The organism is Aureisphaera sp. (genome assembly GCF_059726885.1).
In genome coordinates this window covers 1991942-2013210 of the sequence record NZ_AP041051.1, presented here as the reverse complement: position 1 = coordinate 2013210, position 21269 = coordinate 1991942, and the positions used below count along the sequence as shown (strand labels likewise).

Genomic DNA, 21269 nt, shown 5'->3' with positions numbered 1-21269 from the left:
GATCGAACCGCTCTTGTTTTGTTTTGTGATTGCCCCATTCATATTGAGTGGGGTTTTTTGTGATTCAAATACTACAATGTTGTGCTAGCCAGAATAAAAACAAAAGAATTTTTTCTACCAGAAATCGAATACAAAAGGGCAAATTCTGTTGTTAAGTTGCAACGGTAGAAAACAAAAACCCTCCTCAGCATAAAGCCTTAGAGGGAAACTAATTAACCAATAATAAATCTAAAAATTACTCTTTAATAAGTCGTTTGTTCAATTGTTTACCGTTGCCTTGTATGACCATCGTGTAACTGGCCGAAGCAAGGTTGGAAATATCTATAGCGCTTTCTTGTCCTCCATTTCTAAGATCGTAAGTAGCCACTTTCCTTCCGGTAAGATCAAATAGGGTAACTTCATCTAATGGAATGTGCTGTGGGTTACTTATGAACACCACGTTGGTCGCTGGGTTCGGATACACAACAATCGTGGATAGATCTGCCTGTAAATCCTCTAACCCCAGTGTGCTTTCCACTGTCAATTCGAAGGTACATGTACCTGTATTGCCACTATCATCCGTTCCCGAAATGGTAATGGTATAGGTGCCATCGGGGACCAAAGTACCCGGGGCAGGATCCTGGATAGTAATTGTAACAGGATCTGTACAATTATCGATAGCAGTTGCCTCCCCTATTGTAATATAGTCTGGGATTTCATAAAACAGATTTCCAGGTCCCGGATCTACGGTTTGGTCCGCAGGGCAAGTTATTACAGGAGCCAAGTCATCGACAACCGTTACTACAGCTGTACAACTGGCAATATTTCCACTTGTGTCCTCGACAAATACCTGCACGGTAATCGGAGTCCCTATATCATCACAGGTAAATTCGAAAATATCTATGGCAGTAGTATTAACTCCACAATTGTCATCGAATGTTGCAACATCGTCTGGCGTTATTGTAGCCAATCCATTCTCATCTAAAGACACCGTGATGTCCGTACATGTAATCACTGGGTCTACTATATCTACCACTGTTACAGTTGCAGTACAAGTAGCCTCATTACCAGATGTATCGGAAACCGTTACCGTAACCACATTGTCACCAATATGGGAACAATCGAAGGTATCTATATCCAAAACAGCGGAATCGATTCCACAAATGTCATTTACATTGGCAATAACATCGATTGGGGATATGGTCACGACCCCGCTGTCATCTAATTCAACAATTATATCTTGACATATCACTTCGGGTGGGGTTACATCTTCTACCGTCACCACTGCAATACAGGTAGCCGAATTACCCGCCGCATCTGTAACAGTGAGGGTAACATCGTTAGGTCCTATATTGGAACAATCGAAGGTGTCTATATCTATGGATGAGACGGCTACACCACAGTTGTCTGCACTGACCCCTGTAACATCTACTGCGGTAATTGTAGCCGTACCATTATCATCCAATTGTATCGTTATATCTTGACATACCACCACTGGAGGCTCATTGTCCATAACGGTTATCGTAAAGGAACATACAGTCGTATTTCCACTGGCATCTGTAGCCGTAAACTCTACTGTGTTTATACCAACAGGGAATGCAGATCCAGATGGCAGTCCATCCGTTTGTGTCACCGTAACTGTTCCACAGTTATCTGAAGCAATAGCGTCAGAGAATACCACTATGGCACTGCATTCGCCAGGATCGTTATCCGTTGTAACATCAGTCGGACAGGAAATAGCTGGGGCAATAGTATCTACTACTGTTATTATTACTTCGCAACTAGATGTTTGACCATTGCCATCATCCACCGTCCAAATTACCGTGGTGTCTCCTACTGGAAGTACTTCTCCCGCAATAGTATCGGTTCCATTCAGGTTATTGGTAATGAATGAAGAAGTACAGTTATCACCAAAGCCTACTGGATCAAATTCATTGCCTTGAATGGTATACTCACAAGTACCCGCATCGGTATCCCTTGTATCGTCTGCAGCACAGGTGATCGTCGGGGCCTCATTGTCCTCGACCGTGATCGTAACCTGACAGGTAGCCGTCTGGCCGTTGCCGTCATCTACTGTCCAAGTCACCACGGTGTCTCCCAACGGAAGCACCGCTCCGTCTAGGGTATCTGCGTTGTTGTAATCGTTAGTTACCGTAGCCGTGGTACAGTTATCGCTGAAGCTCGGATCGAACTCATTGCCCTGAACCGTGTATTCACACACCCCAGCATCGGTATCTCGTGTACCATCTGCTGCGCAGGTAATCGTCGGAGCCTCGTTGTCCTCGACCGTGATCGTTACCTGGCAGGTTAATGTTTGCCCATTGCCATCGTCTACTGTCCAAGTTACTACGGTATCTCCCAACGGAAGCACCGCTCCGTCTAGGGTATCTGCGTTGTTGTAGTCGTTCGTTACTGTGGCCGTGGTACAGTTATCGCTAAACGTAGCATCAAATTCAGTTCCCTGTACGGTGTATTCACACACCCCAGCATCGGTGTCCCGTGTACCGTCTGCGGCACAGGTGATTGTCGGGGCCTCGTTGTCCTCAACGGTGATCGTTACCTGGCAGGTAGCCGTCTGGCCGTTGCCGTCGTCCACTGTCCAAGTCACTACTGTGTCTCCCAATGGAAGTACTGCGCCATTCAACGTGTCCGTATTGTTATAATCATTAATAATGGTTGCTGTTGTACAGTTGTCACTAAACGTGGCATCGAACTCGGTTCCTTGTACGGTGTATTCACACACCCCAGCATCGGTGTCCCGTGTACCGTCTGCGGCACAGGTGATTGTCGGGGCCTCGTTGTCCTCAACGGTGATCGTTACCTGGCAGGTAGCCGTCTGGCCGTTGCCGTCGTCCACTGTCCAAGTCACTACTGAGTCTCCCAATGGAAGTACTGCGCCATCTAAGGTATCCGTATTGGTATAATCATTAGTAATCGTTGCTGTTGTACAGTTGTCGCTGAACGTGGCATCGAATTCGGTTCCCTGTACGGTATATTCACAAACCCCAGCATCGGTATCTCGTGTACCGTCGGCAGCACAGGTGATCGTTGGCGCCTCGTTGTCCTCGACCGTGATCGTTACCTGGCAGGTAGCCGTCTGGCCGTTGCCATCGTCAACCGTCCAAGTCACTACGGTGTCTCCCAATGGAAGTACTGCGCCATCTAAGGTATCCGTATTGGTATAATCGTTAATAATGGTTGCTGTTGTACAGTTGTCACTGAACGTGGCATCGAACTCGGTTCCCTGTACGGTGTATTCGCATACACCTGCATCGGTATCACGTGTACCATCTGCAGCACAAGTGATTGTTGGAGCCTCGTTGTCCTCGACAGTGATCGTCACCTGGCAGGTAGCCGTCTGGCCATTGCCATCGTCCACTGTCCAAATCACTACGGTGTCTCCCAATGGAAGCACTGCACCATCAAGGGTGTCTGTGTTGTTGTAGTCGTTCGTTACTGTGGCCGTGGTACAGTTATCGCTAAACGTAGCATCAAATTCGGTTCCCTGTACGGTATATTCACAAACTCCAGGATCGGTATCTCGTGTACCATCTGCTGCGCAGGTAATCGTTGGGGCTTCGTTGTCTTCAACCGTGATGGTTACTTGACAGGTCGCTGTCTGACCGTTACCATCGTCTACCGTCCAAGTTACTACTGTATCTCCCAATGGCAGTACTGCACCATTTAACGTGTCCGTATTGTTATAATCATTAGTAATCGTTGCTGTTGTACAGTTGTCGCTGAACGTGGCATCGAATTCGGTTCCCTGTACAGTGTATTCACATACACCTGCATCGGTATCTCGTGTACCATCTGCTGCACAGGTAATCGTTGGGGCTTCATTGTCTTCAACCGTGATCGTTACCTGACAGGTGGCCGTCTGGCCGTTGCCATCATCTACCGTCCAAGTTACTACTGTATCTCCCAAAGGAAGTACTGCACCATCAAGGGTGTCTGCGTTGTTGTAGTCGTTCGTTACCGTGGCCGTGGTACAGTTATCGCTGAACGTGGCATCGAATTCGGTTCCCTGTACGGTGTATTCGCATACCCCGGCATCGGTATCTCGTGTACCGTCGGCAGCACAGGTAATCGTTGGGGCTTCGTTGTCTTCTACCGTAATGGTTACCTGACAAGTTACCGCCTGTCCATTACCATCATCCACCGTCCAGGTAACTGTTGTATCTCCCAATGGAAGTAATGCACCGTCTAAACTAGCTTCATTGTTAAAGTCGTTTGTAACTGTATTGATACCACAATTATCAGTCGCTGAAACAGGATCAAATTCATCACCGATCACTCTGTATTCGCAGATCCCTGGATCCGTATCACGAGTTGCATCTGAAGCGCAAGTAACTATAGGATCTTCATTATCCTCTACCGTAATGGTTACAATACAAGAGACGATATTTCCACTACTATCGGTAGCTGTCCAAGTAACTTGGGTCTCTCCAGGTGAAAGAATTGCTCCGGCTAAGGTATTTGAGTTGTTAAAATCGTTTGTTAATGTAGTCGACGCGCCACAGTTATCCCCAAAGGTAGCATCGAACTCAGTTCCTTGTACCGTGTACTGGCAAAGACCAGGATCGGTGTCGCGTGTTCCATCAGGAGCGCAAGTGATGGTAGGGAAAGTAATATCGATTACCGTAACTACTGCCGTGCAGGTAGCAACATTTCCGTTTACATCGGTTACTGTTAAAACTACATCATTGTCCCCAAGATCGTCACAGTCGAAAGTATCGATATCAATACTTAGGGTATCGATCCCGCAGTTATCGGTAGAACCTCCATCTACGTCAGCAGCCACAATGGATATCTGACCTGTACTGTCTAAAGCAATCGTTATGTCTTGGCAAACTGCCACCGGAGGTGTGTCGTCTAAGTTAAGAACGAAGTCATTTCCATCACCCCCTACATAGGATACTTTACCCGTAATATTTCCAAAAGAAACAGAAGCTCCTTCTGGCACACCATTGAAAGTTCCAATAATAGCATCGGCCCCGTCATTGTCAATTAGAATGATGGTCTCACAGCTATCTTCAGCTGCGCCTGTTTGGTCATCAATTGTGAAGGTTGCATCCGTTATATCTACGGTACCTGTAATCACCCACTGGTCATAATCGGTTCCTGCTGTGGTAAATCCTGAAATTCCAAAGACCACATTATCACCACTGGAAAGTGCTGTGTTCGCAGCAATTGGGAACACACCGATGTTGTCGAAACCAGCTCTGGTTTCCCCATTGATTTCAAGATTTACTGCATTTATTAAATCGGCAGTAGGAACTCCTGCAGGTGTTGTTATGGGTCCCGTAGTCGTATTTAAGGTTACATTGCCGCCTGTAGTAATATCGGCATTATTATTACTGAATGCGATTCCTGCACTGGTAGCCAGTCCGGCAGTTCCATTCAAAATTACTTCTCCTGTACCCATGGCACCAATTTGGGACGTCAAGGAAATTCCATTTTGATCGTCGCCAGCAGTATCTGTTGCCGTTCCAGTGATGGTAAGATTTCCATTCACGGTGGCTACCTGACTAGCATTATTGAGAATTTGGACCCCAATATTACTGTCGCTACCGCCACCTCCAGTACCTGTAATGGTAACGACACCCGTATCTAATGTTCCTACGTTAGCTCCGGTATTAATAGTGGTTCCTGTATTGTTCTCACCTGTGGTATTGGCATTAGCTGTACCCATTAGTTGGATATCACCTCCAGCACTGGTCACGAGTGTCCCCGATCCAAGAATATTTAGGCCACGGTTATTATCAACGCCTCCTCCGCCTTGTCCTGTTAGGGAAACGGCTCCTGTTGCGTTGTCCTGTACTATAGAAGAGTCATTAAATTCAATTCCCATGTTTTGCCCCCCCGTAGCTGCCGAGTTAGCAGATCCAGTCATCGTAATACCTCCTCCATTGGTGATTACCGAAGACCTATCGAATATAAAAATACCGTCATTAGAACTATCCCCGGTTCCGCCAGTTCCGATAATGGAGACCGCTCCGGTTCCTGTACTTGAAATTTGGCTTTCATTGGCAATAAATACTCCAATATTCGCATTACCGCCTCCTGTACCGGCCTGTCCGTTAATGGAAATATTTCCATCGTTGGTGGTTACCACACAACTAGGTGTATTACCAAACACTACTCCTCTGGAATCACTAGTTCCACTACCAGCAGTTCCATTGATAGTAATATCGCCATCATCTGAATCGATGGCTGTACCACCTTGTAAGAATACAGTTCCACTTTGGAAAGTAGTACCGGCTCCACCATTACCCGTCATAGTTATGCCACCACCAGCGGTTAATACTTGTCCTGACTGATTTAAAATACCGTAGTTGGCATCGGTTCCCGAGGTTCCATTTCCTGTTAAAGTTACGCTTCCTGCTCCCGTGGACTGCACTGTACCATCATTAAGAAGTACAATACCAATATTCAAGTTACCTGTTCCTGGAGCCCCCGTTCCTTCGATATCTATATTACCATCGCCAGTTGTTACTGCAGACGGCCCATCGATACGGATTCCCATATTTAGGTTGTTACCATCTAATAGGGATTCTCCTATCAACTCTATGTCACCAGCACCATTGCGGATACTTCCGCCACCAACAAGGTAAATCCCATTGTTATTATTTCCTGATGTATTGCTGGTTAACCCGTTTACATTAATAGTTCTTGATCCGAAAGATTCGATAATAGAGTTGCTCTCAACACGAACACCATTGTTATTATTGGTTCCATCCCCGCCAGTACCAAAAATTAATATTTGACCTAAGCCTGTAACCTGCGCATTGTTCTGTAAAACAATACCATTGTTTCCAGCTGTTGTTCCAGTACCTCGACCGACTCCAGATAAGACAACCGATCCAATCCCAGTAGCCTGGACAGTGGCATTGTCAATAACCAAGCCATCCAAATCGATTGCACCACCCGTAATCCCTGAGGTGTTCCCTCTAAGTTGAATACCAAAATCTTCGCTCGAAACCACAGCATTATTCGTTACGGTTAATTGTGTCGCAGCCCTCATGGTGATGCGTCCCAAACCAATCACAGAAACGTCTTCTGTGATGGAAATATATTCGGCAGTCGCAGTGATATTAGAGCCTCCTCCAATATTCGTGGCATTGGTTTGAAAATTAATAGTATCCTCGGCATCATTATCGATGATAATTAGATCTGCTTCAAAATCAGCATCCACTCCTTCGACATTGATAATATCACTACCGCTACCAGGACTTATGAAAACAAATTCTATAGGATTATTAAATTCCACTAACTCTCCCAAAGTAGAATCAATTCGGTTGTCAAGACTGCCTCCCGCATCTATGGTAATAGTCTCAGCACCCCCGTTAAAGTTGAAGTTTCGGGTGGAAGCATCAAGGTTATCGATTATGGGTTCCAACCCTGTATAGTTAAATAGACTGTTACCAGTAACTGAAACACTACCCGAGGTGGCATCTGTAAAATTATGTGTTGTATTGGTTACTGTATTCGTACCCGATAGGATCATAAAATCCCCTGGGGTTGAATTCTGGTTTCCTCCGTCGTAATTGATGATATCATCAAAATCCCCACCATCTAAATCAATATTCAGACTATCGTCGCCTTCAAGGGTGTTGATATTGATGTCTCCTATTACCGAAGCAATAGGCACTAAGGCGTCATTACCGTCCTGTGTAGCTCCATTACCTGCTACTACTGCTTTATTTGGATCGCTAACTCTATAGTTACCTCCGTCAATAATAATGGTTAATTCGTCATCTTCACCCGTAGTGTCTTCAAACACCATGTTATCACTGCCATCAACGTATACATTGACTGCACCTGAGCGAAGGACTACATCATTTCCATCTCCTCCATCGTAGTAAATAAACCAATTACCAATGGCAGTTCCTTGTGGCAAACCAGCAAAGGTGCCTACAATGGGATCGGTTCCATCATTTTCAATGATGGTTAAAGCCTCAAACGGATTGGTAATCACGGTAGCATCAGTAATACCAAGAACAGCATCTGTAATGTCTACAGTTCCTGTAACGGACAACTGATCGTATTCTGTCCCTGGATTTAACCCATTAATATTCAAAAGATATTGTTCTCCACTGGTAAGTACCAGATCCCCTGCAACTGGGAAGTATCCCGCTGAAGTTAGACCCGGACTTAAGTCTCCATTTATAACCACATTGGCGGCATCTAGCAAGTCTCCTGTAATGGTTCCTGTTGTCGAAGCCAAGGGACCCGTTACCGAATTGATTGTGATGTCATCGGTTGTCGTAATAACATTGCTCGTATTGAATAGATATACCCCTGCATTTGACGTAGAAGCTGCCGTTCCAGTAACAATTACTTCTCCAGAAGTTGAACTCGCTGTGGCACCTTCAAATCGAATACCATCGTTTCCTGCACTTGCTGTGGATTGAGCAGTACCGTTTAATGTGAGTATTCCACTATTGGTAGTTATAGCAGCATCCGAATCCATTAATAATCCGAAATTACTCGCATTTCCAGTTCCTCCATTTCCAGTAATGGTAACACTCCCGGTTCCTGTTGTTTGAATTACGGCATTAGAAAAGATTCGTGTTCCCATATTCGCACTACCCGAAGCAGTACCTCCTGTACCTGTAATAGTAATGTCTCCATCTACAGATTCAATAATAGAAGCATTTCCATTTATGGTGATCCCAAAGTTTTGATCGACCGTGGCATCTGAAGATCCCGTTCCGGTAATTGAAATGGATCCTGATTGCGTAGAAATACCTGTATTGGCGATAACAATTCCTTGCCCAAAATTCCCGGATCCATTATTCGAACCAATTCCGGCCAATATGATGCTTCCAGTTCCTGTAGCAATAATATTGGAAGAGGTCATGAAAAACCCTACCGTATTTGTTGTAGGATCGGTTGGCGCAGCATTGGCATTAATATTTATTGTTCCATCTGTAATTTGAAGGGTACTACCCGAAAGGAACACCTCATCTTCACAAACGGCAAAAATACTACCCGTTGTTATCAGGTCTGCACCCACGGCTACAAAACCATCGGTTTGAATATTGAAGGTTCCGCTACCAATGTTCGTGTCGTTTGTATTGAAATCGGAGATGTCTTCTCCCATACCTCCCACAATAGTGAGGTTGGCATCGAAATTGGCATCTACTCCTTGTATATTGATTCGATCATCTTCAGATCCTGCGTCAATGGTAAGATTGTTAGTTGGGTTGGTAAACTCTACCAATTCCCCTAGGGTAGAATCGATACGGTTGTCTAAGCTACCTCCTGCATCCAAGGTAATGGTTTCTGCTCCTCCATTAAATGTAAAGTTTCGGTTGGTGGCATCCAGATTATCGGTAATAGGTTCTAGCCCTACATAGTCGATATTACTGTTTCCTGTGATCGACACACTACCGTCATTTTCATTGGTAAACGTGTGACTTACCGTAGTAAATAACGATGTCCCAGATAGTATCATCACATCACCCGGTGTACTATTCTGATTGCCTCCATCGTAAGCAATCACATCACCGAAATCACCTCCATCCAAATCGACATTCAGACTATCATCTCCTTCTAAGGTATTGATGTCGATAGTTCCTGTAACCGAAACAATGGGTACTAGGGCGTCATCACCATCTTGTGTAGCTCCAATCCCGGCAATAACAGGTTTGTTGGGGTCACTAATTCTATAGTTGGTTCCATCGATTACGAGTGTTAATTCATCATCATCACCTAGGTTATCTGTAAAGATCATATTGCCGCTGGTATCGACATACACATTTATTGGGCTTGACCTTAAGACTACGTCATTCCCATCCCCTTGATCGTAATACACATACCAAGGACCTACTTGAGATCCGTTTGGTATCCCATTGAATGTGCCTACTATGGCATCCGTTCCATCGTTATCGATAATGGTTAAGACTTCAAAAGCGGTTGCTCCCGTTGAGTTATCAAGAATTCCCAGATTGGTATCGGTTAGGGTAAGCGTTCCTGTTAAGGATAATTGATCGTAATCCGTACCCGGGGTCGTAAAATCATCTATTCTGATTTGGACTTGTCCATTATTGAGCAATTCACTATTACCTGCGATTGGGAATACCCCAATATTCGCTCCACCGGCATTAATGTCACCATTCAGATTAAAGTTGGCTCCTGTAATTAGATCATTCGTCGGAACTCCAACTAGGGAAGTTAATGCACCATTAAAAGTGCTTATGGTAACGTCATTTGCTGAGTTAACAAGTGAATTATTGGTATTGAGACTTACTGCCGCATAGCTGTTGCTGGGGGTTAATCCTGTAATAACAATATTACCCGATCCTGTAGTTTGTAGGCCCGCTGCGTCGAAATAAATAGCATCATTTACGGATCCATCTGAATCTACCGACTCTCCTATCATTATCAGATCCCCATCGGTACTTTGTACCATATTGCTTGCGCCCAATAGGTAAACCCCGCCGTTAAAGTCAGTTCCACGACCTCCTAAACCATCGATTCGCACATTTCCACTGGTGTTGTCGAGTAGGGTTGTATTCACCAATTGAATACCATCGTTAGCACTCCCAGTAGCCGTTCCACCGGTTCCCGAAACGGTAATTCCGCCACCATTGGATCGTACCTGAGTACTTCCGAACAATGCGACTCCAGCGTTATTATTTACACCCGGACCTCCTGTACCATTAAGGGTAACAGATCCAGTTCCGGTACTTGTGATCGACATAGAGGTGCCCAGACTTATTCCTAAATTATTATTTCCAGTTGCCGTGGTGCTTCCTTGTCCTGTTAAAATAATGTTTCCATTGTTGCTCGTAATACTGGATGCTGGGGTAAGGTTAGAAATAATTCCACTATTCCCATTACCTCCTTGACCGCCGGTACCAGTGATCTGAATATTCCCATTTTGGGTGTCGGCTACTTGAGATCCTTCGAAAAAGACAACTCCTACATCGTTGGCAGTACCATCTCCTCCAATACCATTGATAATCGAACCTCCGCCAGCAGTAAACACTAGCCCTTCTTGGAATAATACCCCGTAAGAAGAATTTGTGCTTGCATTGCTTCCACCTGTCCCGGTCATGGTTACCGAGCCTGTTCCTGTAGCTTGCAGTGTTCCATCAAAAGCAAGGGCAATACCGGCATTTAGTAATCCCGTTCCATCAGAACCGTTTCCAATGGCATTAATGGTTCCATTGGTAGTTTGAGCTACTGCAGGCCCATCAATTCGGAATCCAATATTGAAATTTCCACCTGCGGCTGGTCCATTCCCTGTAATATTTAGGGCTCCCGAAGTCGTGGAAACTGTTGAATTACCCTGGATATATACTCCATTGAGGCTATTTGCAGTTCCCGCATTATTACCCGTTCCATTGAGCGTTACACTTCCGGTACCTGTCGCCTGTACATCGGCATTATTGATATCCAAGCCATGGTAGTTAAGCCCAGAAGTTGGAGCGGAACCACTCGTAATAGAGATGGCTCCATCTGTAGTAGTTACATTAGCCCCGGAAATCAAAGTATCATCGGTAGAATTGGTAGTGATATTTCCCGTCGTTGTTATATCAGCTGTAATATTGATAAACTCAATTTGGTTATTAGCGGTTAAATCTCCGCTAGCCAAGTTAGTAGCCGTTGTTTGGAAATTAACGGTGTCTACATCCGAAGTTGACCCTCCTTCAATGATAAGGTCTGCGTCGAAGTTGGCGTCCAGTCCTTCAATATTGATGATATCGTCTCCGTTTCCAGCATTTATATCAAGAGAGCCTGTTGGGTTGGTAAACTCGACCATTTCCCCGAAGTCTGAATCTATTCGAAGATCAAGATTACCTCCTGCATCCAGGGTAATAGTTTCATCGCTAGCAGAAAACACAAACTCACGATCTACGATATCGAGATTGTCTACAACAGGTTCTAAGTTTAGATAGGTAGTAGTAAAAGCGAGAAAAGCGCCAGTATCCAATAAAACCCAACCATCGGATTCGTTGAAGAATGTGTGTGTTATTCTATCATAGGTTCCACCTCCAGTAAATTGCAAGATATCTCCTGCTGCAGTGGTCTGACCACCTCCGTCGTACTCCACATTGTTGTCGAAATCGCCCCCGTCAAAATCTAGCGTGAGACTATCGTCACCGTCCTGTGTATTAACATTGATGTTACCAGTCACCGATGCGATGGGCACCAATACATCGTCTCCATCCTGGGTGGCTCCTGCACCTGCTATTAAAGCTCGGTTGGCATCACTAATGCGGTAATCTGTTCCATCTACTATGATGGTTAAGTCATCATCTTCGCCATCGGGATCATTAAATACTAAATTTCCTCCAGCATCTACCTCAACATTGGTTACAATGCGTGTAGTTTGAAGCACTACATCGTTGCCATCTCCTCCATTATAGTAGAGATACCAAGTTTCGCCATTAAATGCTATCGCCGAATCATTGGGTAAACCGTTAAAAGTTCCTGTAACTGGGTTGCTACCACCATTATCGATTAAAGTTAGAACTTCAGATCCATCGGCTACTTCGGAAGTATTATCCACTAAATCAAGTGTGGCACCTCCCAAATTTACATCACCACTTTGAACTGTAATGTTATCATAATCGGTTCCTGAATTTGTAAAAGCATCAATTTCTATTTCTAAGGTTGCACTAGCTGGGAAAATAAGGTTCCCCGTAAGCAGGATTCGACCTGGGGATTGCCCAGGGGCCAATCTTCCAAAAAAGTTGACGTTTGTGGCTGTATACAATGCTGCAGCATTGCCATCTGGAGTTTGGATTTCTCCAACAACTCCAGTTATGGTTATATCGCCACCTGCCGTATTTACACGATCGCGACTAATTTGATCTACACCTGGAATGCTTGCATCCAGAGAAGCACCGCGTATGGTGGCATTACCTGTTCCGGTGGTTTCAAAATTAGGGTTAATCATGTAGACGCCCGCATTTTCGGTTCCAGAATTGTCCTCACAATCACCTACAACATTAATATTCCCATCTTCGGAACGTATAACGGTTTCTTCCCAGTAAACTCCTTCGGTCTTTGTACCTGTAGAGGTTCCTGAAATACCATCTACCAGAATGTTCCCCGTACCACTAGCAATCACATTTCCATTTTGTAGAATAACCCCGTCCGAAAAGTTTCCGGCAGTCGATGTTCCTCCTTGTCCACCCATGGTAATGTCACCCCCATTAGCCCGTATAGTAGGTTCAGTTGCATCTGAAGCAATAACAATTCCAGCTGTTACATTGGTTCCACTACCAGCAGTTCCAATAATATCTATATCTCCAGAACCTAACTCTTCTACAAGCCCACCAAGGATGTAAACACCAGCACTAAAAGCTCCAGCACTTGTTTGTCCTACGCCAGTCATGGAGATACCACCACCGTTGGCTGTTACTAGCGTTGTTTGCGTATTCTGGGTGATAAATATCCCATCACTGCTTTCATCACAATCTCCTGCTGTTCCGTTGAGTTGAACTAAACCTGAGCCCTGATCGCGCAGGGTCCCGGAGGCTACGTAAATACCTGTGTTAAAAATACCATCCGTGCTGTCCCCACCGGTACCCGTGAGACTGAGTCCTCCACCATTGGTACTAATGAGTGTATTTTCATCTTGGATATAAATACCATCGTTAATATCGCCTTCGTCACCTCCATTACCTGTCATGGTAATAGATCCTGAAGTAGTATCATTAAAAATTTGAATATCGCTAAAGACAATAACCCCTGCATTGGAACCATTAGGTCCTATCCCACCGGTTCCTTCAAATGTCATGTTTCCGCCGTCATTGCTTCGAATATTGGAAGGTCCTTGCAACCAAATTCCAATATTCTGATTTCCATTAGCGGTGTTATTGGAAGTACCATCCATGGAAAGGTTTCCAGTAGTCACGGTCACATCGGTTTCCAGTAATCGGACACCGATATTGAATTCTCCTGTACTAGAACCAGAGTCTCCTGTCATGGTGATATCCCCTCCACCGAGTGCGAACACACGGGCATCGGAAAGCGCGGTACCATAATTACGGTTCACCCCGTCTCCACCGGTTCCATCAAGGGAAATATTACCCGTTCCTGTTGTGGTAATAAGCCCATTATTATTTACAAAAATTCCTGATTGGTTGGAGCTAGTTCCGTTACTTTTTCCTGTGGCCGTAATATCAATATTTCCATCGGCCGTTCGCACCGTACAATTATTACATCGAAAACCAACATGGTTAAGTGTAGTCACAGTAGAAGTTCCTGCGTCTATATCAATGCTGCTCGCTGTTGATTCCAACACAATCCCAGAATTAATGGTCGTTTGTCTTTCACTGATAAATGTGATTGCATCTGCAGAGGTCAAGTCTGCATTCATAGTAATTTGATCGGCACTTATGGAAACAAAACCATTAATGCTAGTAGGGTTGGTCTGAAAGTTCACTACATCCAGTGTAGCATCTCCTGCATTGCCTCCCAACACAAAAAGACCAAAATCCTCTGTGGCCGTAAATCCTTCGAGATTGATGGTGTCGTCTCCATCTCCGGAAAAAATGGAAAGAGAACCCGTAGGTTCATTGAAATCAACCATTTCACCTAAAGTGGAATCGATGCGAAGGTCCAAAGTACCTCCGTCATCCAAAGTTATGGTCTCAGCTCCACCGTTAAAGACAAAAGTACGGTCTGCAGCATCCAAGTTATCAATAACAGGTTCCAGTCCCGTATAGGATATCATCGAGTTTCCAGAAACTTCTATGGAACCATCATTTTCATTCGTAAAATTATGAGCAATGCTAGCATAGGAACTTGCTGTACCATTAAGTTGCAAAACATCTCCTGGCGTTCCATTTTGATCACCTCCATTAAAGATAATAGGATGCGGAAAATCGCCTCCATCCATATCAACTGTAAGCACATCATCTCCTCCTAGTGCATTTATGGTAAGTGAGCTCAATCCTGCACTGAGTACTCGAGAAATCTCCGTACCATTTGCAGTAACCACTGTTTCATTTCCATCACGGACAACTACAAAGTCTTCATCGAAATCAGATCCAAAGACAGCCAAGTCAACCGTTGTGAAGGTTACTCGAATATAGGGTACCGTAAAATTCCCATCATCATCACCCGAAGCTACATCGGCAACATTCACTTGCCATGTACCATTCGCGCTTAGACCATTGTTATTAATATTGGCTATCAATCCGGCAAAGGCTGTACCGGACTGAAAAGCACGATAGTCGCAAATACCATCGTCCCGACATACCACTTCCGAGGTGCCTAGGGTATTTCCCATTTCCTCGGGATTCGCTGTGAAGGAATCTGAAAAAGTGATAGGCGAAGTCCTAAAAAGATCGCTTCCATCTCCGTTAGTACCACCTGTAGTTCCAGGTCGATCTACCAAAGTGATCGTTTCCCCATTGGGATCGGTAACTTCCATAATTAAATCACCTATAAAGCGATGGAATACGGCTAAGCGTACTTCTACATTGGTAATTGCCGCACCCGGAGGAATACCAGATATGGTAACATTTCTATTTGCCCCAGCGGTATCATTGCCAGGTATAAAAACAAAACCTGAGGTATTGCTGCCTTGGGCTGTTGCGGTTTGAGCTTGAATTTGAAAACCAAATAGGAGGGCCAAGAGTAGCACTAAAATGCTACCGTAATATTTAGTAGTGGATTTCATAATAAAAAGAGTTGGATGAAACTGAAATGAGAATACCTGCAATAGGTTACAAGAGACTATTGCTTTTTGTTGGTTGACTTCACGGCTCTCCTCGCCATACGCTTTCTTACAGCCTCCGAAATTTGGTCACGCTCTGCTCTAGCTGCTTTGCTCTTTGCAGCATTCTCTGCAAGCCTTTTTTGTGCTTCGGCTTCCTCCAATTGTTGATCGGCGGTTTTTTCTTCTAATGCTACAGAAGGCGCAATGCTCTTTTCACTGCGCACCGTTACGGGCACTTTCCTCTCAGAAACCGTTACGGGCACTTTCTTTTCAGAAGTTGAGATCTGATTTTTTTCTTGGGCCATTAAAGTAGAAACTGCAAAGATGGCTACAATCGTTAGGGTCATTTTGTACTTCATGATTCTGATGTTTTATTTGATTGCAAGGTAGATTCATCAGTAATCCTATGAAATAAGTATCGACTCTTAAATACTACGTACTAGTACGTATATAGGTAAAGATTTAGGTAGTTATTATTGCGAGAGAATGATATTTTTATTCACTAGCGCCCAATTGGTTAAGGAATTATTGGTCTTCTTTAATCCCAATTTTACAATGATATTACTTCGGTGTTTTTCAATGGTTCGTTTAGATAATGATAATGACTCTGCAATTTCCTGACTGGAAATTTCTTGGGCAATTAGTTTTAGAATCTTGGTTTCGGATAATGTAAGGAAACTTAATCTTCTAAGTTCATCACTAGCTATCTCCAGAGGTGTTTCGTCAATGGACTTACTGAAATATACTTCATCATTCAATACGCTTTCAATGCACCGTTCGAATTCAAAGAAGGAATCTTCTTTTAACAAATACCCATTAATCTGAAGGGTTTTAGCCTGAACTATATAAAACGCTTCCTTATGGAAGGAAAGAATGATAAATTTTGTTTTAGATCCTTTTTCCCTAGCCATTTTTATGACTTCGAATCCATTTAGCATGGGCATATCTATATCTAAAAAAGCTAAAGTGGGGCGACTTTTTATAATGAGTTCTAAAGCTTGTATCCCATTGTTAGCCTGACCAATGATGTGATAGCCATTGGCTTCCAATTCATCATGCAAGCCTCTCAACAACATGGGATGGTCATCGGCAACTACAATGGAGATATCTACTTTATTCATATGACAGGGGAATTTTCAGGGACATCACGGTACCATTATTTATTTCACTATTTAATTTCAACTGAGCACCCAAAATCTTGGCGCGTTCGAACAGCGTTTTTATTCCTAAACTTACTGTTTTATTTTTAGAAGTTACATCGAACCCCATGCCATTATCACTTACCAAAACATCAATATGCTTTGGTCCCTTGCTCACTTCTATTTCTACCGCTTTTGCCTTGGCATGTTTTACAATATTGCTCAGCGTTTCCTGCAAAATTCTGTATAGATGTAATTCCGATTCCTTTTTCAAAGTATTATCAACATTTTCAATGCTCTCAGTAAAAAACAGGTCGGTATTTGCGTTGATGTTGTAAATAAGAGAGTTAATAGATGCCGTTAATCCCAAGCGCTCCAGATTGGAAGGGTGCAATCCCCGGGAGATGTTCCTAATCTCCTCCAAGGTGGTATCAGCTAATTCTTGTGTATTCTCATCCCCAATTTTCTTTGTTTGTTTGGAAAGCAGCATGAGCTTTTGCCCTACGCTATCGTGCAATTCCCTAGCCAAATGGGTCCGTTCACGCTCCTGTTCATTAATGAGGTCTCTAGAAAATTGTTCCTGAAGTTCCTTACTTTGGCTAGCAAATTGTTTGGTTTTAAGGAGATATATAATCGCAAATAAAAATAGCAATCCCAATCCCCCAAATACGATCCAAAAGGTTTTTACCCTATTTTTTGTAGCTAATACTTCTACTTGTGCTTCGGCAAATTTTCGCTCACCAACCAATGTTAGGCTGTCCTTCAGTTTTTCCTTTCTAAAATTAAAGGTTAATTCTAATGCTTGAATTTTTTTTACATTTTCTTTGTTGAATATAGAATCCGAGTATAGCTTGTGCAGTTTAGCACTTTCGTATGCTGTTTCGTAGTTTTTAAAATGCTCGTATAGTTTACTTTTTTGCAGATATCCCTCGGATATCCATTGTTTATAATCCTCCTGCAAAGCTATATTCAGGGAATTCTCATTGTAAGTGAGTGCTTTTTTATAGTCTCCCATTAGCATATAGATGGAGGCTATTTTTAAAGTGTGGATAGCTTGAAAACCTTTAACGTCTATACGCGTAAAAAAGTCCAGGCATTCTTTGAAAATTTCAAGACTTTTTTGGTATTCGCCTTGTTCAAAATAAAAGTCTGCCACGATCCCTTTCAAGCTATATAAGCCAAACTCATCATGTATTCGGTTAAAGTTGTCTTCGGATTTCTTAAAATAAAACATTGCAGAGTCGACTACGCCTCGTTTACTGAAGTAGTTTCCCAAAGCTTTATAATTATGTCCTAAACCTTCCGCATAGTCCAGCTGTTCATCAATTGCTATGGCAGCCTTCAAATTGCGCTTTTGTTCTTCCGGATTTTCTTGATACCTATGAAGCACTGCCATATTGTGATAAATATTCGATATTCCTTTGGGGTTTTCAGAAATTTCCAACTGCTCTTTTGCTTTATTATAGTACACCATGGCCTCAGTATACCTACCCTTATCTGTAAGCAATGCTGCTAGATATCTATATGAATCGCCCAATAAGGAAGAATTTTTAGTAGTTGACCCCAAGAGAGTTGTAATGGCCGAATTAAAATAGCGCTCGGATTCAGAAAAATCTATCTCCCATAGATGAACCCCAAGATCGAACATAACTCGGGCTCTTGTAGTATCTACAGTTGTTCGAGTTAGTTTTTCCTCTAGATTGGCGCGGGTGGTATCCTGCTCAATTGTATACCTTGTTTCCATGTTTAGTTTTAGCATCCCTTTACTAGAAAAGGTTTTGGCCTCTGCATACACATGGTTTACTAAGGAAGCCGAAAAAAGTAAGACGGTTATAGCAAAGAATTTTTTCAAGATAACGTGTGTGTTTTTGATTTAACAGGTAAATAGTAAGGACATAAAATCTGAACTAGGTGACATTCAGTGTGTTTTTAAATGGAATAACCATTTTAATTACAGTTCCTTGCCCAAGGTTACTTTCAATATTCAATTTAGTATTTATGATTTTTGCCCTTTCCAACAGGGTTTTCATTCCCAAACTTCGGCTTGCATTCTTTTTTTCTTCAACATTGAAACCTTTTCCATTATCACTAATCAATACCTTAATTTCCTTTTCTGCCTTACGAATATTGACTTTAACTGCTTTTGCCTCGGCATGTTTTACAATATTGCTCAACGTTTCCTGTAAAATTCTGTATAGATGTAATTCCGATTCCTTTTCTAGAATACCATCAACATTCTCAATGCTTTCAGTAAAAAATAGATCTGAATTCGCATTAATGTTGTAGATCAAGGAGTTAATGGATGCAGTTAATCCCAAACGTTCCAGATTGGAAGGGTGCAATCCGCGGGAAATGCTCCTAATCTCCTCTAAGGTGGTGTCTGCTAACTCTTGTGTATTCTCGTCCCCAATCTTCTTGGTTTGTTTGGAAAGCAACATGAGCTTTTGCCCTACGCTATCGTGCAACTCTCTGGCTAGATGGGTCCGTTCCCGTTCTTGTTCATTAATCAAATCCCTGGAAAATTGTTCTTGCATGATTTGTTCGGAAACCGCAAATTTTCGAGAACGCATCAAAAATAAAATGAGATATAAAGCCAGTAATCCCATTCCGCCCAAGAGCATCCATTGTTTGCTCAGTTTGTTTTTTGCATCCAACAAGGCTATTTCCGACTCTTGGCTTTCGATAGTAGCATCCCGCTTTTTGGTTTCATAGAGGGTTTGATAGTAAGTAAGTGATTGTACATTTTGAATGGCATTAATACTATCCCTAATGGATGAATAGGCTTTGTAATGCTCATACGATTTCGCAGTATTCCCGAGATTTTCATAAGCCTTAGTTAAGATGTTATGAATGTTCATACCATTGGCAAAGTCATTCTTAGAATCCAATTGAAACAATCGGTTACTCAAGTTGATCGCTTGCATATTATTTCCCAGCGCCAATTGATAATTGGCTTGCGCCTCCACATAACTGAAATCGTCCAATCCCCCATCTTTGGGCACCATAGCGTGATTCTGTATAAGGTTTAACGTTTTTGAAGCTTCTTCTACGTTACCTGCCACGGAATAGGTTCTTAGTAAATTAATTAAGATCCTCATCTGATAACTTTCGTAATTACCCAATTGGGCATACTTCATTGCTTCCTTCAGGTTTACAATGGCACTTTGCAGTTCATTGGACTGCCTTTTATCGATGGCCATATTGTAATAAGTGGATTGCAGCATTCTGTAGTCTTTACGGGAAATTGCGAGTTGTATCAACTCTTTCCGAACTTCCTCGGCTTCTCTAAAAAAGCCAATTCTACTGTATAAATTTGCCCTCGAATTACGAGTGGTCATTAAGTTAAGGGTATCACTAAAGGTGATAAAGATTTCCTCCGCATCGCTCAAAACAGAACCCGCTTCGGCAAATTGACCTCCATCGGCATAGGCGTCGGACATGTAGATCTTAGACTTCCCCCATAATATTGAATCCTGTGCTTCCCTTGCATAGGAACCCGCCTGTCGGTAAAACGGGATTGATTCTGCAGTTTGGCCGGAAAAGAAGTACCCGTCTGCCCCATTCAAATAGATTCTAGCCTTTATACTAGGATCCGAGAGGAGCAATTCCCTTTCCCGAAATGCATCGAAAACCTGAACTGCTTCCTTTGGTTTACCAGCTCGATTCGCTAAATAGAATATATAATCTGCGGTATGCTCACCTCCCATATCTAGGTCATTCAACTCCAGTGCAACAGCTACTAACTCCTTTACAGTAGTTTCGTAGTCATAATCGGAATTGAACCGAGTCAATTGGCATAAGCTATCTAGAAGGGATAATTTTCTTACATCGTTGGCTTGGCTAATCTGTAACCGAAGGCCATCTACTTTTATCTGAAGTGAATCCTGCTGAGAAAAAGCTTCAGGGAAGCAGAACAAAAATGGAAAACATACCAAAAGGCTTTTAATTCTGTTCATATTCAGGGGTTTAAACAAAGCTATAAAACTAATCTATTTCAATTTGGAATTCAACTGACATATCTTAGCAAAGATTTCCCTGTACTGCATATTTAACAATCCAAGTATCACCTTATCCATGGCGCAGCCTTATAAATTCGATGCGATTCATTAATTACCGTAAACCATATAATGAATGGGATAATAAAAGCGACTTCAAAATTGAAGCCGCTTTTGCAAGTTCACTGAGGTTAAAATTAACCTGAATCAACCTATCATGAAAAATCTAAACTTCTATTAGTAAGCCATTCCTATCTATGGCACGTTCCAAAGTCTCCAATCGATCCAATTGCTGAGGAGATCCGTATGCCCATTCATAGGTATAATCGATTATGCGGTTTCGGTCTATTTGCCATACTTCAGAATTCATCATTCCTTTCTTTGGTTTGTCCTTGCACTCCGGATTTCTTACTTTCAAAGAAGAGGAGAATAACTAAATGGCTTGCTACAAGGAACATTCTATTG

At 42.9% G+C, this 21269-nt stretch carries 6 protein-coding genes; all 6 read right to left on the bottom strand.

The features are described from left to right. Nucleotides 1-235: 235 nt before the first annotated feature. The 6 genes from AC6JAD_RS08695 to AC6JAD_RS08670 all read right to left on the bottom strand — a co-directional run bounded on the left by AC6JAD_RS08695 (nucleotide 236) and on the right by AC6JAD_RS08670 (nucleotide 21222). Nucleotides 236-15631, bottom strand: a complete 15396-nt coding sequence (locus AC6JAD_RS08695) for a T9SS type A sorting domain-containing protein (RefSeq protein WP_497865294.1) — start codon at nucleotides 15629-15631, stop codon at nucleotides 236-238. Nucleotides 15632-15687: 56 nt separating this feature from the next. After that, entirely contained in the window at nucleotides 15688-16029 is a 342-nt protein-coding gene (locus AC6JAD_RS08690) for a hypothetical protein (protein ID WP_461304848.1), read from the bottom strand. Nucleotides 16030-16143: 114 nt separating this feature from the next. After that, nucleotides 16144-16791 carry a response regulator gene (locus AC6JAD_RS08685; RefSeq protein WP_461304847.1) on the bottom strand — a complete coding sequence of 216 codons (648 nt, stop codon included), beginning with the start codon at nucleotides 16789-16791 and terminating at the stop codon, nucleotides 16144-16146. Beyond that, complete coding sequence (locus AC6JAD_RS08680; protein WP_461304846.1) at nucleotides 16784-18661, bottom strand: tetratricopeptide repeat-containing sensor histidine kinase; 1878 nt, start codon at nucleotides 18659-18661, stop codon at nucleotides 16784-16786. Before AC6JAD_RS08680 ends, AC6JAD_RS08685 begins: the two co-directional genes overlap by 8 nt. Nucleotides 18662-18716: 55 nt before the next feature. Beyond that, complete coding sequence (locus AC6JAD_RS08675; RefSeq protein ID WP_461304845.1) at nucleotides 18717-20765, bottom strand: tetratricopeptide repeat-containing sensor histidine kinase; 2049 nt, start codon at nucleotides 20763-20765, stop codon at nucleotides 18717-18719. A 265-nt stretch (nucleotides 20766-21030) separates the two neighbouring features. Then, nucleotides 21031-21222 (bottom strand): hypothetical protein, encoded by a 192-nt coding sequence (locus tag AC6JAD_RS08670; protein ID WP_461304844.1) that lies wholly within the window; start codon nucleotides 21220-21222, stop codon nucleotides 21031-21033. Nucleotides 21223-21269 lie beyond the last annotated feature (47 nt).